Annotated in this window: 17 protein-coding genes and 1 riboswitch; of the genes, 8 read left to right on the top strand and 9 right to left on the bottom strand. The window is 73.3% G+C overall.

The window, feature by feature from the left end:
- Positions 1-16 precede the first annotated feature (16 nt).
- Positions 17-3,694, bottom strand: coding sequence for a LamG domain-containing protein (locus AB0F01_RS20210; protein ID WP_362097347.1), 3,678 nt, complete (start codon positions 3,692-3,694; stop codon positions 17-19).
- Between the two features lie 821 nt (positions 3,695-4,515).
- On the opposite strand from AB0F01_RS20210, the gene AB0F01_RS20205 reads away from it, so the two are divergent.
- Positions 4,516-4,884, top strand: coding sequence for a hypothetical protein (locus AB0F01_RS20205; RefSeq protein ID WP_362097345.1), 369 nt, complete (start codon positions 4,516-4,518; stop codon positions 4,882-4,884).
- Positions 4,881-6,503 carry a transporter gene (locus AB0F01_RS20200; RefSeq protein WP_362097342.1) on the top strand — a complete coding sequence of 541 codons (1,623 nt, stop codon included), beginning with the start codon at positions 4,881-4,883 and terminating at the stop codon, positions 6,501-6,503. Before AB0F01_RS20205 ends, AB0F01_RS20200 begins: the two co-directional genes overlap by 4 nt.
- A 243-nt stretch (positions 6,504-6,746) precedes the next feature.
- On the opposite strand, the gene AB0F01_RS20195 is transcribed toward AB0F01_RS20200, so the two are convergent.
- The 3 genes from AB0F01_RS20195 to AB0F01_RS20185 are packed head-to-tail and all read right to left on the bottom strand — an operon-like array spanning position 6,747 to position 9,282.
- The gene (locus AB0F01_RS20195; RefSeq protein WP_362097339.1) at positions 6,747-7,391 is read right to left on the bottom strand and encodes a 3-oxoacid CoA-transferase subunit B; all 645 of its coding nucleotides are present in this window, start codon (positions 7,389-7,391) and stop codon (positions 6,747-6,749) included.
- Entirely contained in the window at positions 7,388-8,056 is a 669-nt protein-coding gene (locus AB0F01_RS20190) for a 3-oxoacid CoA-transferase subunit A (RefSeq protein WP_362097336.1), read from the bottom strand. Before AB0F01_RS20190 ends, AB0F01_RS20195 begins: the two co-directional genes overlap by 4 nt.
- Positions 8,056-9,282 carry an acetyl-CoA C-acetyltransferase gene (locus AB0F01_RS20185; RefSeq protein WP_362097333.1) on the bottom strand — a complete coding sequence of 409 codons (1,227 nt, stop codon included), beginning with the start codon at positions 9,280-9,282 and terminating at the stop codon, positions 8,056-8,058. Before AB0F01_RS20185 ends, AB0F01_RS20190 begins: the two co-directional genes overlap by 1 nt.
- Before the next feature lie 96 nt (positions 9,283-9,378).
- On the opposite strand from AB0F01_RS20185, the gene AB0F01_RS20180 reads away from it, so the two are divergent.
- On the top strand, positions 9,379-10,293 hold the full coding sequence (locus tag AB0F01_RS20180) for a LysR substrate-binding domain-containing protein (RefSeq protein ID WP_362097330.1): 915 nt from the start codon (positions 9,379-9,381) through the stop codon (positions 10,291-10,293).
- A gap of 420 nt (positions 10,294-10,713) precedes the next feature.
- Positions 10,714-13,386, top strand: a complete 2,673-nt coding sequence (locus tag AB0F01_RS20175) for a SpoIIE family protein phosphatase (RefSeq protein WP_362097327.1) — start codon at positions 10,714-10,716, stop codon at positions 13,384-13,386.
- A gap of 218 nt (positions 13,387-13,604) precedes the next feature.
- Here AB0F01_RS20175 and AB0F01_RS20170 read toward each other — a convergent pair whose 3' ends face one another.
- From AB0F01_RS20170 to AB0F01_RS20150, 5 genes are read right to left on the bottom strand one after another with little or no spacing between them, the layout of a single operon-like run.
- Positions 13,605-14,297: an ATP-binding cassette domain-containing protein gene (locus AB0F01_RS20170; RefSeq protein ID WP_362097324.1), complete on the bottom strand. Its 693-nt coding sequence runs from the start codon at positions 14,295-14,297 to the stop codon at positions 13,605-13,607.
- Positions 14,290-15,267: an ABC transporter ATP-binding protein gene (locus AB0F01_RS20165; RefSeq protein WP_362097321.1), complete on the bottom strand. Its 978-nt coding sequence runs from the start codon at positions 15,265-15,267 to the stop codon at positions 14,290-14,292. The genes AB0F01_RS20170 and AB0F01_RS20165 overlap by 8 nt, the downstream gene beginning before the upstream one ends.
- On the bottom strand, positions 15,264-16,160 hold the full coding sequence (locus AB0F01_RS20160; protein ID WP_362097318.1) for an ABC transporter permease: 897 nt from the start codon (positions 16,158-16,160) through the stop codon (positions 15,264-15,266). The genes AB0F01_RS20165 and AB0F01_RS20160 overlap by 4 nt, the downstream gene beginning before the upstream one ends.
- A gap of 5 nt (positions 16,161-16,165) precedes the next feature.
- Positions 16,166-17,134, bottom strand: a complete 969-nt coding sequence (locus AB0F01_RS20155; protein WP_362097664.1) for an ABC transporter permease — start codon at positions 17,132-17,134, stop codon at positions 16,166-16,168.
- A 20-nt stretch (positions 17,135-17,154) separates the two neighbouring features.
- Positions 17,155-18,744 (bottom strand): ABC transporter substrate-binding protein, encoded by a 1,590-nt coding sequence (locus AB0F01_RS20150; RefSeq protein WP_362097315.1) that lies wholly within the window; start codon positions 18,742-18,744, stop codon positions 17,155-17,157.
- A gap of 182 nt (positions 18,745-18,926) precedes the next feature.
- A riboswitch (cobalamin riboswitch) is annotated at positions 18,927-19,111 on the top strand.
- 29 nt (positions 19,112-19,140) lie between these two features.
- Here AB0F01_RS20150 and AB0F01_RS20145 point away from each other — a divergent pair.
- Genes AB0F01_RS20145 through AB0F01_RS20130 form a run of 4 tightly spaced genes read left to right on the top strand, consistent with a single transcriptional unit; the run spans position 19,141 to position 22,054 of the window.
- Positions 19,141-19,932 carry an energy-coupling factor ABC transporter permease gene (locus AB0F01_RS20145; protein WP_362097312.1) on the top strand — a complete coding sequence of 264 codons (792 nt, stop codon included), beginning with the start codon at positions 19,141-19,143 and terminating at the stop codon, positions 19,930-19,932.
- Positions 19,929-20,342: an energy-coupling factor ABC transporter substrate-binding protein gene (locus tag AB0F01_RS20140; protein WP_362097309.1), complete on the top strand. Its 414-nt coding sequence runs from the start codon at positions 19,929-19,931 to the stop codon at positions 20,340-20,342. Before AB0F01_RS20145 ends, AB0F01_RS20140 begins: the two co-directional genes overlap by 4 nt.
- A gap of 6 nt (positions 20,343-20,348) precedes the next feature.
- Complete coding sequence (cbiQ, locus tag AB0F01_RS20135; protein ID WP_362097306.1) at positions 20,349-21,098, top strand: cobalt ECF transporter T component CbiQ; 750 nt, start codon at positions 20,349-20,351, stop codon at positions 21,096-21,098.
- Positions 21,095-22,054 carry an ATP-binding cassette domain-containing protein gene (locus AB0F01_RS20130; protein ID WP_362097303.1) on the top strand — a complete coding sequence of 320 codons (960 nt, stop codon included), beginning with the start codon at positions 21,095-21,097 and terminating at the stop codon, positions 22,052-22,054. The genes cbiQ and AB0F01_RS20130 overlap by 4 nt, the downstream gene beginning before the upstream one ends.
- The last annotated feature ends 78 nt before the right edge of the window (positions 22,055-22,132 follow it).

Raw genomic sequence — 22,132 nt, 5'->3', positions numbered from 1 at the left:
GACCGTCCATTGCGGGTCAGTCGCCCACCGCGGCCTCGACCTGCTCGGCACTGGCCATCGCGCCGACCCACAGACGCACCTCGGAGATCCGAGCGGGCAGGAAGTGCTTCCAGCCCCCGCTCGCATACGCCTTGCCGAGAGCGAACTCGCCACTGCCGATCTGTGCCGTGTACGCCGTGGCATCGCCGTTCTGGCTGTAGCCGACGTAGAGACTGATCGTGCCGGCCACCGAATCGTGGACGCCCGTCAGCCGTGCGACACTGTCCACGCTCGCGGTCTCTTCGGAGGTGACGGAGGAGAACGTGCCGTCGGACTCGAGACGGCCGAAGTGCCACTTGCCCTCCGGCACCGTGATCTCCTCCATGGTGTCCTCGTCCATCACGGTCTTCTTGCCCGTGAGCTCGAACCACAGGCCCCATGCGGAGCCGTCCGCGGTGCGCTGGCCCGTGATCTGCCCGATGTAACCGACGTCCTTGGTCAGCAGCTTCGCTCCGTCGAGGGTCGCACCGGTGGTCACCGTGAAGGAACCGCTGCCGTCCACCACGGGGCCTGCGGCCGTGGCGGCGTCGTCGACACCGTCGAGGACGATCTCGTCGTCGGTGACCGAAGCGCCTCCGGCCAGCGTGAGACTCTTCCCGTAGGAGGAGACGGTGTCCTTGACCGTGGTGCCGTCGACGCCGCGGGTGGGGTTCCAGTCCGCGATCAGTTCCACGCCGGCGAACTGTTCCGAAACCAGGACTCTGGCGTCATCGGCGATCTCCTCCGGTGTGAGCGTGCGCTGCCAGACCGTGACCTCGTCCACCACGCCGTCGAAGTGGTCGACGTAGTTGCCACTCCACTTCGCCCTGCCGATCTGCAGGCCGCCCGTGGCCGACCACGGTGCGCCGGCGTCCACCTCGGACTGGAACACTCCGTTGACGTAGAGGCGGACCTTGTTGGCGTCGGCGTCGAAGCTCGCCGTCACATGCGTCCAGACACCGGTGGGGCTGGTCTGCTTGGCACGAGCCTTGTTCCAGGTGTAGGAGCCGTCCTTCACGGTCAGCACCCGCAGACTCCAGTCCTTGATCCCGTCCGCGCCGTAGGAGACGTAGAACGGGCTGATGTTGCCGCCGTCCTGGCTCAGTACGGTCCGGGTTCCCTTCGCCCCCGGTGTCACCCGTGCCCATGCGGAGATGGTGTACGAGGACCGGGTCTCCACCACAGGGTCGCTGGTCGCCGCATGACCGCCGGCACCGTCCAGCATCAGGCCCCTGTCGTCGGCCGGAGTCTCCAGCGGCTGCCCCTGCGCGTCATGCGTGATCAGACCGCGCCGCCCGTAGTTGGGCCGGCTCGCCCCGGCACTCAGGACAGCGTCGTCCTTGCCGTCCTCGGTGGCCGCGTCGATCGCGACGCCCTCGGTCTCGTCGAAGTGGTACCGCGCGATCGGCCCCGCCCCGGCGGCGACCAGGAAGTCGACCGCGGTCCAGGCTCCGTAACGGCCGACGCCGTCCTTCGCCCGGGCCCACAGCGTGTACGTTCCCGTCTGCGGAGGAGTCAACTGCACCGTCGCGGACGATCCGTTGGCCGTCGGCCACGTCGTCATGCCCGACAGCGTGTACTGATACGAGACCACGCCGGTGTCCCCCGAGGCGGGTTTGAAGGTGAAGGTGCCCTTCACCCCCGGGCCACCACCGGCCACGCAGGCGTTGGCCGTGCACACGGTGTAGGGACTGCCCACGGTGATCTGCGGAGCCTTGGGCGCGCTCGAGTCGATCACGAAATAGCACGGGCTGGTGTAGCCGGTGTTCTGCCGATGGCCACCGTTCTCGTAATAGGAGAGGGTCAGGGCCTTCAGCCGGTACTTCACGCCCTCTTGGAGAGTGGGCAGGCTGCGCGTCTGCTTGACCAGATTCCCGACGTACCCGGTGGACGGGCCGTCCACATCGGTGTGGGCAACCGTCCACGCCGAGCCACTGTACTTTTCGGTGCGCCACCGGATGCGCAGGCTCGCTCCCTTCTCACCGCCGGCCGCAGTCCGGGGGCGCCCCTGCACCTGCGGGGTCGGGTCGGACACGATGCTGGGGTTGGCCGCGTCCGTGGAGCAGACGTAACCGGAGCCGGAGACCATGCCCACCTGCGTGGGCGTGGCCGGCTTGGCCACGTACTTCACCTCCAGCACGGCGTCGTTCTTGAACCGCTTCCACGCCGAGGTGTCCGACTCGTCGTGCGCCCGGATCTCCAGCGTGAGCCGGGAGAACTTGCCCGCCGCAAAGTTCTTCACGGTCGGGGTGAGGTTCTCGTTCGTCTCCTCCGGGTTGTCGTTGAACTCGATCGCCGCATCCGGCAGTCCCGGGCTGCACAGGTCGCCCCGCCCTGCCGAGACATGCCGATCGCCCATCAGATCCAGCGCCTTGGGGCGCGAGGACCACGTGGTGGAGGAGGAGATGTTGTTGGTGCGGACCAGATCCACCCAGCGCGGGGCGCACTGGAACGCCCACGGTTCGGTGACCCGGAAGGTCGCGTCCAGGACGTGCTTGCCCTTGAGGCTCGCGGGCGAGAACTCGAAGTACAGCCTCTGCACGTACCCCGGACCGCAGTAGTAGCCGTTCCAGGTACCGCACTTGCCGGCGCCCTTGCCCATGCCGTCATCGCCGTTGCCCCAGCCGTAGGACTCGTAGCCGTCCGACCGCAGCAGCGTCCGTTCCGCCTCGCCCCAGGTCACCGACGGGTCGATGAAGAGCGGAAAGGCAGAAGGGTCCTTCTCGGCGAGCAGTGTGCTGTCCGGGGTGATCGACAGAGTTCCCTTGCCGACCTCCACATCCATCGTCGCCACCTGGTCACCCTGGCCCGGCTCCAGGCCGGAACCGGACGGGGCCGACTCAGCGGGGTCGGACGGGCCCGCGTCGGACGATGCCGTCTCGTCCGCCGCCGCACGCGTCATGTGAAGCGCGGACGGCTGCGCGTGCGCCTGGCCCGCCGAGTTCCACATACGGGCGGGCGGTGCCTTGAACACCGTCTGGCCATTCGGATCGACCGCGGCGAGGCTTCCCGATGCGCCTTCCCGGACCTCGAGCCCTTTCGTCTTCAGGCCGAAGGTGAGCTTTCTCAGCTCCTCGCCGGCCGCCGCCTCAGGGGTCTTGACCACCAGGACGTGCTGGAAGCTCTCCACCGTCGCGGTGACCTTCAGGTCCACATCGGGCAGCACCTCGGCATACACGGCACGTGCACCGTCGAGCTGCGGCTCGGGCAGGCTGCCGGGCCAGCTCAGCTCGATCGAGCGGCCCTGGCTGGCGATCCGCGCCAGCGGATCCTTGCCGCCACCGCTGGAGAACACGATCTGCGGAGCCGCGGCCTTCGGAGCGATCGATCCGTCCGCGCGCTTCTCCAGCGTCGCATCCGGCTTCTCCCAGCCACCCCCGGGCCGGGAGACACGTACCGGAACCGATGATTCCTGCAAGGTGAAGGTGTGTCCGTCCGCATTGGCGAAGACCGTGGTGCGTTCGGAGCGCTGCTCCGTCACCTCGACCCGGCTACCGGACTTCTGGGCCTCCGCGAGCGCCTTCTGCCCCGCTGACAGCTGTACGGCGTCCGCCGTCGACGCCGATGCCCGGGCCGTGGGCGGGTGCACCAGCGCCGTCGCCAACAGCGCCAGAACAGACGCACCTATGACCGACACCCCGCGGTACATCCGTCTCCCGCGACGACGTTTGGGCATGACTGTGCCCCCCGCCCTAGAATCCACAGCCTCTACCCCAGAGTTTCAAAATTTGCACAAGTGGCGCAGAGTCAAAGCTGTTTCACTCCTTGGAGTCAAGCGCTTTGGCGCACCCCGGGCCTCGCACCTCCCGACCTCGGCCGGACGAGTTCACGTACGTTTGTGCGGTTTGACGCCGCCCCCACCCGCACCCCAAGGGAAGCTCTGCGTCACCGGCCGGCCGGAACCGGCAGACACGAACGTCCCACGAGCACGTTCCGCACCGTGGAAATAACATCGCAAAGCCGGACCGAACCTGTGCTCGGCCAGGTGAGGCACGGCCTCCACTTCCGGTGAAGTGACGCTGTGCAACACGCAGTTGTGCTCTGACCTTCACCTTCCGACCTGTGCACCGCAGTGTGATGTGTTTCACGAGGTGGAACCTGCGGAATGCGCGCTGGTAGGAGGAGCGCACGAGCGGACTCGACCGGTCCTCGCGCATGGGCAACCAGGTGGTGCGGCGTCGCGTCGTCCCCGTTCTCCGGCCACTGGTGGGCGGCCCGGACGCCCACCGGGCAGGCACGGTGGAGCGCTCGCCGTGACCGGCCGTCGGTCCCCGGCGCGCGCTCACGACCGCAAGGTCCCGACCGCACCCGCTCACCATCGCGCAGTGCCCGGTCACCGTCCGGGCGGCTTCGGATTGGGCGGCGGAACAGAGTTGCGCCCGGCTGAGCCGTGGTCCCGCGGAGGTCTGGTTGACTCCGCGGTCAGTCACCCACCCCCCACATCCGCCCCGCGCCGCCTGCTCGTGGTGTCGGGCCAACGTGAGTGGAGCCGCTCGGATGTCCTTCGGACCACAGCCCTGGCACGGGGCGCCCTACCCCGCCGTACCCGCTGCCGACGCGCCACCGTCACCGCCGCCGCCCCCGCCGGTGTCCGAGCCCGGGGCGGAGGCGTCCGGACCCGTCGACGAGTCGACGTCCCTGGGTGTCGGGTTGCGGGTCGGAGGGCGGGTCGTCGGTGTCTGGCTGGCGTTCGTGCTGGTGGGGGCGTTCGGGCCGGACGTGTACGGGGTGCGTGTCGCCGGGGCGCTGAGCCTGGGGGTGGTGCTGGCCGTGGTGCCGTTCGCCGTCGGGGTGCACGCGCTGGTGGTGTATGGGCGGCGGGTCGACGTGGCCGGGCGGCGGCCGGGTGCGCGGAGGTGGTCGTGAACGGGTTGCTCGACACCTCGTCGCGGTCCCTGGTGTTCGCCGTGGTCTCCGTGTTCGTCGTCGTCTGCCTGATGCTGTGCGTGATCACGGGGGCCGACGAGGACGACCGGGCGCTGGTGCGGTCCGACAGCCGTCGGCTGCGGTCCTGGCAGCAGGGCATCGCGATGGGCGGCGACACCACCACGGTGGCGACGGTCACCGTACTGGTGGGCATGGTGGCCGTGTCCGGCTTCGACGGGCTGGGCGTGATGCTGGGCAGCCTGATCGGGGTGGTGCTGCTCCTCGTGCTGGTCGTGGAGCCGCTGCGGCGGCACTCCTCGGTGACGGCGGTGGACCTGCTCGACGCGCGGGGCAGCGGCGGGCCGGCCGTGCGGCTGTCGTGGGGCGCAGTGACCCTGCTCGTCTGTTTCCCCTTGCTCGTCGTGCAGTTGGTGGTGGTCGGCAACGTCACCGCCGCGCTGGTCGGGCAGCCCGGCATCCGGGCCGGCTGCATCGTGGTGTTCGGGTGCGTGATGACGGCGCTGGCCGTCAGCGGCGGCATCCGGGGAACCGGCGTGGTGATGATCGCCAAGTCGGTGATCGCCCTGCCCGTGCTGGTGATCGCCGCCCTGCTGGTGCTGCACCGGTTCGACGGGGACCTGGGGCGGCTGCTCGGCGCCGCCGCGCACGGCTCGGGGCTGGGTGAGGCGTACCTGCGGCCCGGTGGCTACACCGGTGACGGGTGGGTGGGGGCCGTGAACCGGATCGGGCAGACCTTCGGGATGTCGATGGCGACCCTGGCGATGCCCGCCGTGCTGATGCGGGTGATCTCGACGAAGAGCCCGCGCGGTGCCCGTACGGCCGGGCGGTGGATGCTCGGCGAACTGACCTTGCTGTACGCCGCGTTGGCCGTGGTGGGCGTGGGGGCGGCGGCGCTGGTGGGTGAGGTGCTGCGGGAGGCCGGTCCGGCGGCGCAGGTGTCCACGCCGTTGCTGCTGGGGCAGGTCCTCGACGGCGGTGGGGTGCTCGTCGCCGCCCTGGCCTGCGTCCTCTTCCTCACCGCGCTCGCGGCCGTGGTGGACGTGACGCTCGCCGCCGGCATCGCCCTGGGCCGGGACGTGCGGGGCGCGTACGGCGAACTCGCGGGGACCCGCCCGACGGGCCGGGCGGACGGTTCCGCCTCGCGGTGGGCCGCGGCGGCCACCGGCGTGGTCGCCACGCTCGCCTCGGTCGTCGCCGCCGACTGGAACCTCGTGGTCCTCTCCACGCTCTGGCTGGCCATCTGCGGTGCCGCCCTGGCTCCCGTACTGCTGTACGCCCTGTACTGGCCGGGGTTCACCGCCCGCGGTGCGCTGTGGTGCCTGTGGGGCGCGGCGGCGGTGTGCGTCGCGGCGCTCGGGCTGTCGCCGTACACCTCCGGCACGCCCGAATCGCTGTTCCCCGCCTACGACTTCAGGGTGTGGGACGTGACGATCCCCGGCCTGGTGACGGTGCCGGCCGGGTTCCTGCTGGGCTGGCTGGGCAGCGTCACGGACCGGCGGCGGGCTCCGGGTGGCTCGGGACGGGGCGGACAGCAGGGGGAGGCAGAGGGCCGGCAACCCCACGCGGAGCGTCCCGCTCGGACGCGCGCCGCCGGCTGAGGCCGACGCTGCGGGCCGGTCCGTCCCGCCCCGGCCGCCCCCGGGTCGGGCCGTTCGGCCGGTCGGCCGGGTGGCCGCGCGGTCGGTGCCGGCGTGCGCGAGGGGGCTCGTTGCGTGAGGGGGCTCGTTGCGTGAGGGGGCGGGGACGTCGGAGCCATCCCCGCCCCCTTCGCGCCCCCTCCCCCGACCCCCGGTCCTCAGTCCCGGTCCCGGTCCCTGCCCCCGACCTCTGCCTCTCCGCACTCACCCCACGAACCGCAGCCCCAGCCGCTCCTCCAGGTCCTCGCGGTTCGTGCCGAAGAGGTCGCGGACACGGACGCCGTCGGTGTCGATGTCGAAGATGCCGTGGTCGGTGTAGATGCGGGAGACGCAGGCCAGGCCGGTGAGGGGGTAGGTGCACTCCTCGACCAGCTTGGGGGGGCCGTCCTTGGCGAAGAGGTCCATCATCACGAAGGTGCGGCGGGCGCCGACCGCGAGGTCCATGGCGCCGCCGACGGCCGGGATGGAACCCGGGGCGCCCGTCGACCAGTTGGCGAGGTCACCGCGGACGGAGACCTGATAGGCGCCGAGGACGCAGTAGTCGAGGTGGCCGCCGCGCATCATGGCGAAGCTGTCCGCGTGGTGGAAGTAGGAGGCGCCGGGGAGTTCGGTGACGGGCTGCTTGCCGGCGTTGATGAGGTCGGCGTCGACCTCGTCGTCGGCGGCGAGCGGGCCCATGCCGAGCATGCCGTTCTCGGTGTGCAGGGTGACGCGCTGCTCGGGACGCAGGTGGTTGGAGATGAGGGTCGGCGCCCCGATGCCGAGGTTGACGAACGAGCCGGCGGGGATGTCGGCCGCGATCAGCGCGGCGAGCGCGTCGCGGTCGCGCAGGGGTGCGGTGCTGCTCATGCCGGGCCTCCGAGGGTGACGACGTGGTCGGTGAAGATGCCGGGGGTCACGACGTGCTCGGGGTCGAGGGCCCCGGTGTCGACGACGGTGCGGACCTGGACGGCGGTGGTGGCGGCCGCGGTGGCCATCACGGGGCCGAAGTTGCGGGCGGTCTTGCGGTAGACGAGGTTGCCGGTGCGGTCGGCGGTGTCGGCCTTGACGAGGGCGACGTCGGCGGTGAGCGGCTGTTCCAGGACGTATCCCACGCCGTCGATGACGCGGGTCTCCTTGCCCTCGGCGAGGACGGTGCCGTAGCCGGTGCGGGTGAAGAAGCCGCCGATGCCGGCGCCGCCGGCGCGGATGCGTTCGGCGAGGGTGCCCTGCGGGACCAGTTCGAGTTCGATGGTGCCGGCCCGGTAGGCGGCGTCGAAGTGCCAGGAGTCGTGCTGGCGGGGGAAGGAGCAGACGACCTTGCGGACCCTGCCCTTGGCGATCAGCGCGGCCAGGCCGATGTCGCCGTTGCCCGCGTTGTTGTTGACGATGGTGAGGTCGCCGACGCCGGAGGCGATGAGCGCGTCGATGAGTTCGACGGGCTGTCCGGCGGCGCCGAACCCGCCGACCATGACGACGTCGCCGTCGCGGACGCAGCGGACGGCCTCGGCCGGGTCGGTGTGGAAGGTCGGCATCACGCGTCAGCCCTTTCGAACACGGCGGCCAGGCCCTGACCGCCTCCGATGCACATCGTCTCCAGCGCGTACCGGCCGCCGCTGCGGCGCAGCTGGTGCGCCAGCGTGGCCAGGATGCGGGCGCCGGTGGCCCCGACCGGGTGGCCGAGGGAGATGCCGGAGCCGTTGGGGTTGAGCCGCTCGTCCGTCGCCGGGATGTCCCACTCGCGCAGGCAGGCGAGCACCTGGGCGGCGAACGCCTCGTTCAGCTCGATGAGGTCCAGGTCGTTCAGGGTGAGTCCGGCGCGTCGGAGCGCGGCGGCGGTGGCCGGGACGGGGCCGATGCCCATCCGTTCCGGGCCGACGCCGGCGACCGCCCAGGCGCGCAGCGCGAGCAGGGGTTCCCAGCCGCGGCGTTCGGCCTCGGCGCGGGTGGTGACCAGGCACATCGCGGCGCCGTCGTTCTGGCCGCTGGAGTTGCCCGCGGTCACGGTCGCGTCGGGGTCCAGTTTCGCCCGCACGGGGCGCAGCTTCGCCAGGTCCTCGGCGGTGGTGCCGGGGCGCGGGTGCTCGTCGGTGTCGACGACCCGCTCCGGGGTGCGGCGGGTGGCGGGCACGGTGACCGGCACGATCTCGTCGGCGAACCGGCCCTCGGCCTGCGCGCGGCCGACGCGGGTCTGCGAGGCGAGGGCGAGGGCGTCCTGTTCCTCGCGGGTGAGACCGTACTCGCGGCGCAGGTTCTCCGCCGTCTCGATCATGCCGCCGGGGACGGGGTGGTCGCGTCCGCCCGCGGTCTGGCGGGCCCGGTCGAGCCGGTCCCACAGTTCGAGGCTGCCGGCCTTGACGCCCTGGCGGACGCCGAGCGCGTAGTGCTCGACCTGGCTCATCGACTCCACTCCCCCGGCGACCACCGTGGTGGCGGCGCCGGTGGCGACGGTTCCGGCCGCGTACAGGACGGCCTGGAGGCCGGATCCGCAGCGGCGGTCGAGCTGGAGTCCGGTGACCGCGGTGCCGAGTCCGGCGTCGAGGGCGGCGATGCGGCCGATGGCGGGGTTCTCGCCGCTGGGGTAGCAGTTGCCGAGCACCACGTCGTCGACGTCGCCCTCGCCGAGTCCGGCGCGGTCGGCGAGGGCGCGGAGCAGTTGCCGGGCCAGTTCGGTCGCGGGGAGTCCGGCGAACGCGCCGCCGAAGCGGCCCACCGGGGTGCGCAGCGGGTGGCAGACGACCACGTCGGAAGCAGACTTCATACCGGGAACGGTAGTCAGCGGCCATCGGTAGGGGAAATATCAAAATCGCGTTGATTGATATCTGCCTGGATATGAGTGGTGGCTATCCTGGCGGACATGACCGATGAGCTGCGGCGCATGCGCTACTTCGTGACCGTCGCGGAGGAACTGCACTTCGGGCGGGCCGCCGAGCGGCTGCACATGGCGCAGCCGCCGCTCAGCCAGGCCGTCCGGGGGCTGGAGGAGTCGGTGGGGGCCCGGCTGCTGGAGCGTACGACCCGGCGGGTGGCGCTGACCGCGGCCGGAGAGGCGTACCTGCGGCACGCGCGGGACGTGCTGGCGCGCGTGGAGCGGGCGAAGCGGGACGCGCGCCGCATCGAGGCGGGGCTGGAGGGGCGTCTGGTGGTCGGCTGCGTCGGGTCGGCCACGTATTCGCTGCTGCCGCGTTTCGCGCGTGCCCTGCGGGCCGAGCTGACCTCGGTCGATCTGGCCGTGCGCGGCGAGATGCTCACCGCGGACCAGATCGCTGCGCTGCGGGACGGCACCGTCGACCTGGGGCTGATGCGGCCCCCCGCCGACCGGGCGGGTGTCGTCGTCACCCGGCTGCGGTCCGACCGGCTCGTGCTCGCGGTCGCGGACGAGCATCCGCTGGCACGACGGCGGCGGGCCTTCGTCCGGGACCTGGGAGGCGAGACGCTGCTCACGCATCCGGGCGGTGGGCGGTCCGCCATGTTCGACGTGGTCACGCGGGCTGTGTCCGAGGCGCGGGTGGCTCCCGGGGCCGTGCAGGAGGTGGCCGAGACGTCGACCCTGCTCACGTTCGTGGCCGCCGGCCTCGGCCTGGCGGTGCTTCCCGAGCCGGCCCGGGCGCTGGCCCTGGAAGGGGTGGTCTGGCTCCCGTTGCAGGGCGTTCCGCCGGTCGAACTGGTGGCGGTCCGCCGGGACCGGGTCGAGCCCCATGTGGCACGGGCCGTGGAGTGCCTGGCGAGGGTGGCGGCGAGCGGGACGGAGGGTCGGGGGCGAAAGGAGTGAGCCGGGCTCGGAAGGGGGAGAGTCGGGCCGGCCCGGGGCGGTGCCGCCAGTCCCTGGCTGGTGCGGAGGGACTCCCGGTCCCCCACATGGGCTCCGCCGCGACTCCGCCTCACCCCAGCCGCCCGGCGCATTTCCGGCCGCGACACGACGCCACCGCCCGAAAAGAGTACCGTTGACACATTCGTGAGCATGGCGAACGACTTTTCGGCGCTTCCGGCAGGTCAGGACGCGCAGAAGGAGGGAATCGGGACAGTGAGCGGTGATTCCCGGCGCCCCCCGGTTCTGTCGCCCCGCCTCCTCGGCGCCCGGGGGGCGAGGGCGGCGGCGCCCAGCCGGCGGCGGGCCAGGGAAGGAACGGGGGACGGCGCCCGGAGGGGGTCCCGGGAACCGCCCACGGGCCGATTGCGTTCGCTGTTCCGGGTGCGCAGTGTGGCCGGCCAGGTCTTCCTGCTCCAGGTGCTGGTCGTCGCCCTGGTCATCGCCGCCGCCCTGGCCGCCCTCCTCCTCCAGGCACAGCGGGACGGCACGCGGGACGCGCGGGCCCGTTCCATGGACATCGCCAGGACACTGGCGTACGCCCCGAACATGGTGGAGAACCTCCAGGCACCCGATCCGACGGCGGAGCTCCAGCCCTACATCGAGCGGGTCCGCAGGGAGAGCGGGGTCGACCTGATCGTGGTGCTCTCGCCGACCGGGCTGCGCTACACCCACCCGGATCCGGCGGAGATCGGCGAGTTCGACCCGAACGCGCTCAACCTGCCGAGCGAGCCGCGCACGGAGAACTTCGACACCACCGAGGGCGATGCCGTGGCCTCCTACGTGCCCGTCACCGACCGCGACGGCACGGTGCTGGGCACCGTCGCGGTCTCGATCACCGTGGACAAGGTGGCGAGCATGACGACGGCGCAGTTGCCGGTGCTGGTCGGGGCGGCCGTCGGGGCGCTCGCCCTGAGCGCGGCCGGCACGGCCCTGGTCAGCCGGCGGCTGCTGCGCCAGACCCACGGACTGGGTCCGGTGGAGATGACCCGGATGTACGACCACCACGACGCGGTGCTGCATGCGGTGCGGGAGGGCGTGCTGATCACGGACGGTGACGGGGCGCTGGTGCTGGCCAACGACGAGGCGCGGCGGCTGCTGGACCTGCCGCCGGACGCAGAGCGGCGGGAGGTCGGCGAGCTGGGCCTGGAGCCGGGGCTGCTGGAGATGCTGACCTCGGACCGCACGGCCACCGACGAGGTGCACCAGGCGGGCGGGCGTCTGCTGGCGGTCAACAAGCGCCGCACCACGCCCGCGCCCGTCAGCGGGCGCGCCGGGAGCGTGGTGACGCTCCGCGACACCACCGAGCTGCGGACGCTGTCGGGCCGGGCGGAGGTGGCGCGCGAGCGGCTGACGCTGCTCTACGACGCGGGGGCGCGCATCGGCTCCACCCTGGATCTGCGCAACACCGCGCAGGAGCTCGCCGACGTGGCGGTGCCGCGGTTCGCCTTCGTGGTCACGGTCGAGCTGAGCGAGGCGGTGCTGCGCGGCGAGGAGCCGTCCGGGACGTCCACGGGCCTGCGGCGGGTGGCCGTGAGCGGGGTCGCGTCCGACAGGCCACTGGTGCCGGTGGGCGGGCAGGTCAGCTTCCCGCCCGGTACGCCGCAGGCACGGAGTGTGGAGAGCGGCCGGGCGGTGCTGGAGAAGGACCTCACCGCCGCCGAGGAGTGGCGGGAGCACGCCCCGGACGAGGCGGCGAACGTCCTGGCGAACGGCGGGGGCTCGCTGATCACGGTGCCGTTGCGGGCCCGCGGCGGGCTGCTGGGGGTGGTGGACTTCTGGCGGTCGCGGTGGGAGGAGCCGTTCGACGAGGGCGACACGGCGTTCGCGGAGGAGCTGGCCGCGTGGGCGTCGGTGGCGCTCGACAACGCCCGCCGGTACACCCGCGAGCACACGATGGCGGTCACGCTCCAGCAGAGCCTGCTGCCCCGGGACCTGCCCGAGCTGAGCGCACTGGACGTGGCGCACCGCTACCTGCCCGCGCAGGCCGGGGTGGGCGGTGACTGGTTCGACGTGATCGAGCTGTCCGGCGCCCGGGTCGCGCTGGTGGTCGGTGACGTGGTGGGGCACGGGCTGCACGCGGCGGCCACCATGGGCCGGCTGCGCACGGCCGTGCACAACTTCGCGACGCTGGATCTGGCGCCGGACGAGCTGCTGGCCCGGCTGGACGACCTGGTGGCGCGCATGGACCGGGAGCAGGCGGGACGGGACGACGAGACGCTGATCGGGGCGACCTGCCTGTACGTGGTCTACGACCCGGCCTCCGGCGCGTGCACCATGGCCCGGGCCGGGCATCCGCCGCCCGCGCTGGTCCACCCGGACGGCACCACCACGTTCGTCGACCTGCCGGCCGGTCCCCCGCTGGGCCTGGGCGGGCTGCCCTTCGAGTCGGCCGAGATCCGCGTGCCCGAGGCCAGTCAGCTGGTGCTCTACACCGACGGGCTCGTCGAGAAGCGGGGCCGGGACATCGACGTGGGCCTGGCGCTCCTGCAGGGTGCGCTGTCCCGGCCCGGGCGGGCGCCGGAGGAGACCTGCCGGGCCGTGCTGGAGGCGCTGCCGCCGGACCGGGCCACCGACGACGTGGCGCTGCTGGTGGCCCGGACCCGGGTGCTGGACGCGGACCGGGTGGCCGACTGGGACGTGCCGAGGGAGCCGTCGGCGGTGTCCCGGGTCCGCGCGGAGGTCGCCCGGCAGCTGGAGGCGTGGGGGCTGGCGGAGGTGGGGTTCGCCACCGAGCTGATCCTCAGCGAGCTGGTCACCAACGCGATCCGCTACGGCACCTCGCCGATCCACGTCCGGCTGCTCCGGGACCGCCATCTGATCTGCGAGGTGTCCGACGGCAGCAGCACCTCGCCGCACCTGCGGTACGCGTCGGCCACGGACGAGGGCGGACGGGGCCTGTTCCTGGTCGCCCGGTACGCGGAGCGCTGGGGCACCCGGTACACGCCCGGCGGGAAGGTCATCTGGACCGAGCAGCTGCTGGACGGCGGCAGCGAGCCCGGCGAGCCGGTGAGCGACGACGACCTGCTGGCGCAGTGGGCCGACGTGACGCTGTGAACCCGGCGGCGGGGAGCAGGCGATCTCCCTGATCCGGGCGCCCCCGCCGGACGCCCTGCCCGGCGTCCCCGCCTCGGGACTGCTCCCCCGGGTGCCGGCGCCTCCGGTCGTCCCGCCCGGGCGGCCCGCCTCCCGGTCTTCCCGCCTCGACACCTCCGCGCCTCCCGGCCGTCCCACCCCGGCGCCCCGGCGGCGGGAGCCGTCCCGCCCGGGTGCCGCTACTTCGTGAGGACCGCCCCGGCCCCCGCCGCCGACGGGGCGGTCACGGTGTCCCAGTGCACCGTGCGGTCGCACCAGCGGTCGAGGAGGATCTGGTCGTGGCCCACGGCGAGCAGGGCGGCGCCGGTCGCCGCGCGGTAGTCCTCGACGACGGCCACCAGCGCGGCCGTGGTGGAGGCGTCCAGCATCGCGGTCATCTCGTCGCAGATGAGCAGGCGCGGCTTCAGTACCAGCGCGCGGGCGAGGCAGGCGCGCTGGAGCTGGCCGTCGCTGACCTCGTGGGGGCGGCGGGTGAGCAGGTCGGGGGTGAGGCCGACCGTCCCGGCGAGTTCGGGGACCCGGGCGGGGATCTCCTCGCGGCGGCCGGTGGCGCGCAGCGGTTCGGCGATCAGGTCGGTCAGGCGCAGCCGGGGGTCGGCGGAGAGCCGGGGCTGCTGGAAGACGACGCCGAAGGCGGTGCGGGCGGCGCGCGGGGCGCGGTGGCGCCAGTGCCGTACGGGGGTGCCGTCGAGGAGGACGGTCCCGGCGTCCGGGCGGTGCAGCAGGGCGGCGACCCGGGCGAGGGTGGACTTGCCGCAGCCGCTGGGGCCGAGCAGGCCGACGGATTCGCCCGCGGCGACGGTGAGGGAGGCGCCCCGGACGGCGGGGGCGCGGCGGTCGTAGCCGGCGGTGACGGTGCGCAGTTCAAGCACGGGCGTCCTCCGGGGTGCGGGCCGGGACCGGGTGGTGGCAGGCGACGGACGCGGTCAGGACCGGGACGGTGGCGCAGGCCGGGGTGGCGCGGTCGCAGCGGGGGGCGAAGGCGCAGCCGTCGGGGAGGCTGCCGAGTTCGGGGGGCAGGCCGGGGATGGGGGTGAAGGCGCGCTCGGGGAGGGCGTCCAGCAGCCCGCGGCTGTAGGGGTGGCGGGGGCCGGGTGCGCCGAAGAAGGTGTCCGCCGGGGTGAGTTCGACGATGCGTCCCGCGTACATGACGGCGACCCGGTCGGCGATGCGGGCGGCGGCGGCCAGGTCGTGGGTGATCATCAGCAGGGCGCGGCCCTGTTCGGCGTCGACGTGGCGGCGCAGTTCGTCGACGGTGCGCTCGACCAGGTCGCGGTCGAGGCCGGTGGTGGGTTCGTCGGCGAGGAGCAGGGGCGCGTCGCCGATCAGGGCGAGGGCGGTGGCGGCGCGCTGGGCGAGGCCGCCGGAGAGTTCGTGCGGGTAGCGGTCGAGGTGGTCGGCGGGGAACGCGGCGCGGGCGGCTGCCTGTTCGGCGGCCTCGCGCAGGGCGTCCCGGCCGCGGACGCCGGTGAGTTCGGCGACCGTCTCCTCCACCTGGGCGCGGATGGTGCGGACGGGGGTGAGGTGGGCGGCGGGGCTCTGCGGGACGAGGCCGATGCGGCGGCCGCGGACGCTGCCGGCCAGGGTGGCTTCGTCGGCGGTGAGCAGGTCGAGGTCGCCGAGGCGGGCGTGGCCGGCGGTGCGCGCGTTGGCGGGGAGCAGGCCGAGGAGGGCGGAGGCGAGGACGGACTTGCCGCAGCCGCTCTCGCCGACCAGGGCGAGGCATTCGCCGGGGGTGACGTCGAAGTGGGCGTCGGTGACGGCGGGGACCTGACGCCCGCCGGGCATCAGGAAGCGCACGGTCAGGCCGCGGACGGACAGCACGGGGGGTGACGCGGTCACAGCGTGAGCTCCGATCGGCGGCGGGGGTTGATCCGTTCCCGCCAGACTCCGGCGAGCCCGGCGATGGCGAGGGTGGGGATGATCAGGAAGAGGCCGGGGAACAGGGTGGGCCACCACTGTCCGGCGAGCAGCGAGCCGCGGGCGCCCTGGATGAGGGTGCCGAGGCTGGCGGTGTGCGGGGGCAGGCCGAGGCCGAGGAAGGACAGGGCGCTCTCGTGCCACATGGCGTGCGGGACCATCAGGACGGCGGCGAGTCCGGCCTGGGGCAGGACGCCGGGCAGCAGGTGGCGCAGGGCGACCCGCCACCGGGAGGCGCCGCCGGAGACGGCCGCGTCGATGTAGGGGCGGGAGCGCAGGGACAGCACCTCGGCGCGCACGATGCGGGCCGTGGACAGCCAGTGGGTGAGGGCGACGGAGATCACCACGGGCCAGACGCCGGGCCGGAACATGGCCACGATGAAGATGCCGAGCAGCAGGTGCGGCACGGAGGCGATGGCATCGACGACGCGCATCACCAGCCGGTCGACCCAGCCGCCTAGGGCGCCGGCGGTGGCGCCGACGGCGGTGCCGATGACGGTGGCGGTGAGCGCGGCGACCAGGCCGACGAGCAGGGAGACGCGCAGGCCGTAGACGCAGCGCAGCAGGAGGTCGCGGCCGACGTCGTCGGTGCCGAAGGGGTGGGACCAGCTGGGCGGTAGGAGTTTCGCGGAGAGGTCGACGGCCTGCTGGTCGAGCTGGGCCAGCGGCGGGACGAGCAGTACCGCGAGGACGGTCAGGGCGACCAGCGTGGCGGAGACGCGCAGCCGGAGGGTGTGGGTGGAGCGGCGGGCGGTGCCGCGCCCGCGCGGGGCGGGCCCGGGGAGGGGGGTCTTCTCCAGGGTGGTGTCAGCCATGGGGATCACATCTCATCCAGCTTCACCCTCGGGTCGGTGAGTCCGTACAGCAGGTCGGCGAGCAGGTTTCCGGCGAGGACGGCGGCGGTGGCGAGGGTGGTCAGCGCGGCCAGCAGCGGGAAGTCGACGGCGGTGGCGGCCTCGACGGTGGCGGCGGCGATGCCGGGCCAGCTGAAGACGGTCTCCACCAGCAGGGCGCCGGTGATGAGTTCGGGGACGCGGGAGCCGATCAGGGTGAGGACGGGCAGCAGGCCGGAGCGCAGGGCGTGGCCGAGCAGGACGGTGCGTTCGGCGAGGCCGCGGGCGCGGGCGCCGCGCACGGGGTCCTCGGCGAGGGCGTCGCCGACGCCTTGGCGGACGTAGAGCGTGAACCAGGGCAGCTGGGAGACGGCGAGGACGCCGGCGGGCAGCACGAGGTGGGTGGCGAGCTGTCCGGCGGTGACGTGGTCGCTGCCGGTGTCGGTGAGGCCGCCGGCCGGCAGGACGTCCAGTTTCAGGGCGAACAGCCAGATGGCGAGCAGGGCGATCCAGAAGACCGGGGCGGCCTCCAGGGAGTACGACACGGAGGTGATCGCCCGGTCGACGAGCGAGCCGGGGCGGCGGGCGGCCAGCACGCCGAGCAGGGTGCCGAGCAGGACGGCGACCACGAAGGCGACGGCGCACAACAGCGTCGACCACAGCAGCCGTTCGCCGATGACCTCGGCGACCGGCTGGCGCATCACGGTGGACTGGCCGAGGTCGCCGGTGACGGCGGAGGTCAGCCAGTCCCACCAGCGGGCGGTGAGGGGGCGGTCGACGCCCAGGTTCTCGCGCAGCCGGTCCAGGGTCTCCTGGTCGGCGCCGAGGGCGGCGGTGCCCGCGTACGCCTTCACGGGGTCGAAGGGGGAGGCGGCGGCGAGGGCGAACGCGCCGAAGGTGACGACGAGGAGCACGGGCACGGCGAACAGGGCCCGCCGTGCCACGAGCCGTCCCATCGCCGCCCAGGGCAGGGTGCTCACTTCTTCGGCTTCCAGTCCTCGACGTTCCACCAGGGGCCGCTGGCGAAGCCGTGCTCGTGCGGTTCGGTCTGGGTGGTCAGGCCGTCCCAGTCGTCGTCGAGGACGTAGAGGTGGTCGATGTGGGTGAGGAAGGTGTAGCCGGGGTTCTTCACGAGGGCGCGCTGGAGGTCGTCGTAGGCGGCCTCGCGCTCGGCCTGGACGCGGGTGCGGCGGCCCGCGTCGAGGGCCTTGTCCACGGCCGGGTCGTCGTAGCGGGCCATGTTGTTGAAGCCGTCGCCTGCCAGGGAGGAGTGCAGGAGGGTGTACAGGCCGAAGTCGGGGTCGCCGACGCTGCCGAAGCCGGCGAGGACGGCGTCCCGCTTCATGCGGGGCTCGATGACCTCCCAGGTCCCGCTCTCGACGGTGACGTCGATGCCGGCCTGCTTGGCGTCGGAGGCGTAGGCGAGGGCGTGGTCCTGGCGGACCTTGTCGCCGGAGGGGTAGTAGAGGGTGAACGCGGCGCGGCGGCCGTCCTTGGCGCGGATGCCGTCCTTGCCGGGCTTCCAGCCGGCGTCGTCGAGGATCTTCTTGGCGCGGTCGAGGTCGCGGGGGCGCTCGACGTCCTCGGCGAACCAGGAGTCGTCGACGGGGAGGGGGCCGTAGGCGGGCCGGCCGGCGCCGTCGAGGATCTTGTCGACCATGGCCTTGCGGTCGACGGAGAGGTCCAGGGCCCGGCGGATGGCGGTGTCGCGGGTGACGGGGTGCTCGGTGGGGAGGGTGACCGCGCGGAAGTCGTAGGAGGTGGCCCGGTACGTCCTGCGGTCGTCGTCCTTCTCGAAGGTGGCGGCGAGGTTGGGCGGCAGGGTGGCGCCGTCGAGGTCGCCGGAGCGCAGCCGGGTGGCGCGGACGTCGTCGTCGGCGATGACCGCCATGGTGAGCTTCTTCACCTTGGGGGCGCCGCCCCAGTAGTCCGGGTTGGCCTTGAAGGTAAGCTTCTCGCCCTTGCGCCAGTCGGTGAGGACGTACGGTCCGGTGCCGATCGGCCGGGTGTTGAAGGAGCCGGTGTTGGGGTCCTGCTTTCCGGCCACGTGCTCGGGGACGATGGGCAGCACGGTGCGGGAGGCGAAGGCCGCGTAGGGGTAGTCGAGGGTGAAGACGACCTTGTGGTCGCCGTCGGCCCGGACCTCCTTGATGGCGTCCAGTTCGCTCTTCGCGGTGTTGTTGGTCTTGTCGTCGAGCACCGTGCGGTAGGTGTAGACGACGTCCTCGCTGGTCAGCGGCTCGCCGTCGCTGAACTTCACGTCGTCGCGGAGGGTGAAGGTGTAGGTGCGGCCGTCGTCGGCGACCTCGGGGAGGTCCTTGGCGAGGGCGGGCCGGAGGTTCATCTCCGCGTCGCGGGCCAGCAGCCCGTCGAAGATCTTGGAGTTGCCGTCCTTGCCGTAGCCGAGCAGCGGGTTCAGGGTGTCCGGCTCGGAGGGGACCCCGATCACCACGGCGTCGGCGGCTGCACCGCCGTCCGCACCGCCGCTGCCCGGTGCCGAGCAGGCGGCGACCGTGCCCGCCATCACCGCGGCGACGGCGGCGCTCCGTACGCGTCGGGTCGTCATCGAACCTCACACTCCAGTTGACCGATCATCGTTGTTGCATATTAGTTGCAGCAAGGGGCTACCCGATACCGGCTCCCCCCAGTCCCCGCGCACCCCCTCACTCCGGGGCGCGCGGCGTCCGTGCAGCCCGGGCGCCGTGCGTGCGCCCCCTGTGACCGCTTGTCACCGGACGGGAACGGGCACTACTGTCGCCACGCCTTGGTGACGGGAAATCCGGTGCGACACCGGTGCGGCCCTCGCCACTGTGATCGGGAAGTCCTGCTCCTGCCCCCACGGGCGGCCACTGGGTCCTTCGGGACCCGGGAAGGCGGAGCACGGGCGGTGGTACCCGTCAGCCAGGAGACCGGCCAAGGCGCGTCAACCATCCACGAGGTGCTGGAGAGGGTCTGCTGAGCCATGCACATAGCCGAGGGTTTTCTGCCACCGGCGCACGCGGTCGCCTGGGGTGCCGCGTCGGCGCCGTTCGTCGTCCACGGAGCCCGGTCGCTCGTCCGTGAGGTCAGGAACCATCCCGAGAGCACCCTGCTCCTGGGCGCCTCCGGAGCGTTCACGTTCGTGCTGTCCGCGCTGAAACTGCCGTCGGTGACCGGCAGTTGCTCCCACCCCACGGGGACGGGACTCGGCGCCATCCTGTTCCGGCCGCCGGTCATGGCGGTCCTGGGCACCATCACCCTGCTGTTCCAGGCGCTGCTGCTCGCCCACGGCGGCCTGACCACGCTCGGCGCCAACGTCTTCTCGATGGCGGTCGTCGGACCGTGGGCCGGGTACGGCGTCTACCGGCTGCTGCGCCGCGCGGACGTGCCGCTGATGGGCGCGGTGTTCGCCGCCGCGTTCACCGCCGACCTGTCGACGTACTGCGTGACCAGCGTGCAGCTGGCGCTCGCCTTCCCCGACCCGGGCAGCGGCTTCGCCGGCGCGCTCGGCACGTTCGGCGCCGTCTTCGCCGTCACCCAGATCCCGCTGGCGGTCAGCGAGGGACTGCTCACCGTGCTGGTGATGCGCCTGCTGGTGCGCTCCAGCCGGGGCGAGCTGACCCGGCTCGGCGTGCTGGTGACGCGGGCCGGGCGCGGGACGGCGGACGCCGCGGACCCGTCCCACCCGTCCGGCGCGTCCGGCACTTCGGGCGCTTCTGGCGCTTCTGGTGCTCCCGGCGCCTCCGGTACGACCTCCGGGGCGGTGACCCGATGAGCCGGAACGCCAGGATCAACACGCTGCTGCTGCTCGCCGTCGTCGTGCTCGCGGTGATCCCGCTGGTGTTCGGGCTCGGCGACCACAAGGAGGAGCCCTTCGCCGGTGCGGACGCCGAGGCGGAGACGGCGATCACCGAGATCGCCCCGGACTACGAACCGTGGTTCTCGCCGCTGTACGAACCCCCGTCCGGAGAGGTCGAGTCGGCCCTGTTCGCCCTCCAGGCGGCGATCGGCGCGGGCGTCCTCGCGTACTACTTCGGGTTGCGGCGGGGCCGCCGGCAGGGCGAGGAGCGGGCGTCGGCCTCCACTGCCACAGGGGCGGACGCGGGGGTCACGGCAGCCGGTCCGGGCGCGCGGGCGGACGCGGTCCCCGGCCCCGGGGACGACGCCGGCGAGCGGCGGGTCTGATCCCGGGTGCTCCCGATCGACGCGGCGGCGCACAGCAGTCACTGGCGCCGCCGCCATCCCGTGGACAAGGCGGTACTGGGGCTCGGGCTCACCGTGCTCGCGGTCTCGCTGCCGCCCTGGCCGGGCGCGGCCCTGGTGCTGGTGACCGCCGTCGCCCTGCTGCTGGGCCCGGCCCGGGTGCCCGGCCGCCGGCTGTGGCGCGCCTACCGGGTGCCGCTGGCCTTCTGCGTCACCGGGGCGCTCCCGCTCCTGGTGCAGGTGGGCGGTCCCGGAGGGTTCCTCTCCCCCGCGGCCCACGGCCCGCAGCGGGCCGCGGAGGTGCTGCTGCGGACCTCCGCCGCCTCCCTCGGCGTGCTGCTGTTCGCGTTCACCACCCCGATGTCCGACCTGCTGCCCCGCCTGGTCCGGGCCGGGGTGCCGGCGCCGCTCGTCGACGTGGCGCTGGTGACGTACCGCATGAGCTTCCTGCTGCTCGACGCCGTCCGCCGGGTCCGTGAGGCGCAGGCCGCCCGGCTCGGGCACACCACCCGGGCCGCGACCTGGCGCTCGCTGGGCGGGCTCGGCGCCACCGCCTTCGTGCGCTCCTTCGACCGGGCGGCGCGCCTCCAGGCCGGGCTGGCCGGGCGCGGCTACGACGGCACCCTGCGGGTACTGGTGCCCGAGGTGCGCGTCTCGGTGCCCTTCACGACCGCGAGCCTGGCCCTACTGGCGACCCTCGCGGCCCTGGCACTCGTCCTGGAAGGGCCGTTGTCGTGAGCGAGTGCGAACTGGTGGCCCTGCGGGGCGCGTCCTTCGCCTACGAGGACGGTCCGGCCGTGCTCAGCGGCCTGGACTTCGCGGTCCGCGAGGGGCGTGCGCTGGCCCTGCTGGGGCGCAACGGCAGTGGCAAGACCACCCTGATGCGTCTGCTCAGCGGCGGACTGCGCCCGCACACCGGGGAGTTGACGGTCCATGGGCAGCCGGTGCGGTACGACCGGGCCGGGCTGACGCGGCTGCGGACGGCGGTGCAGCTGGTGGTGCAGGACCCCGACGACCAGTTGTTCGCCGCGTCCGTCGGCCAGGACGTGTCGTTCGGGCCGCTGAACCTCGGGCTGCCCGACGCCGAGGTGCGGCACCGGGTCACCGAGGCGCTGGCCGCGCTGGACATCACCGCCCTGGCCGACCGGCCGACCCACCTGCTCTCCTACGGGCAGCGCAAACGGGCGGCGATCGCGGGGGCGGTGGCCATGCGGCCCCGGGTGCTGATCCTCGACGAGCCCACGGCCGGCCTGGACCCCGACGGGCAGGAACGCCTGCTCACCACGCTCGACGGGCTGCGCGCGGGCGGCACCACGGTGGTGATGGCCACCCACGACGTGGACCTGGCGCTGCGCTGGGCCGACGACGCGGCGCTGCTCACGCCGTCGGGGGTGCGCACCGGCCCGGTCGCCGGCCTGCTGGCCCGTACGGACCTGCTCGCCGCGGCCGGTCTGCGGCTGCCGTGGGGCGTGGCGGCCGGCCATGTCCTGCGGACCCGGGGCCTGCTGGGCGACGCGTCCGCGGGGCCGCGGACGGCGGAGGAGCTTCTCGCCCTCGCCGCCGACGGGGGCGTGGCGGACGAGGAGGCGATCCGTGGGGTGCGCGGGGCGCCGGACACGCCGGATGCGCCAGACGCGCCGAGTGGTCCGGATGCGGCCGGAGGCCGCCGGGGGCCGGGGGCCCCGGGACGGTGAGCCGAGGGCCCGTTCCCCCGGTGGTGCGCGGTGGGGGGAACGGGCCCTCGGAGAAGGGACTTCGGCGGCGGGCCCTCG

Origin of the sequence: Streptomyces sp. NPDC029526 (assembly GCF_040637405.1) — a bacterium.
Lineage (GTDB): Bacteria > Actinomycetota > Actinomycetes > Streptomycetales > Streptomycetaceae > Streptomyces.
The sequence above is the reverse complement of the archived record's forward strand: the minus strand, read 5'-3'. Positions and strand labels throughout refer to the sequence as shown.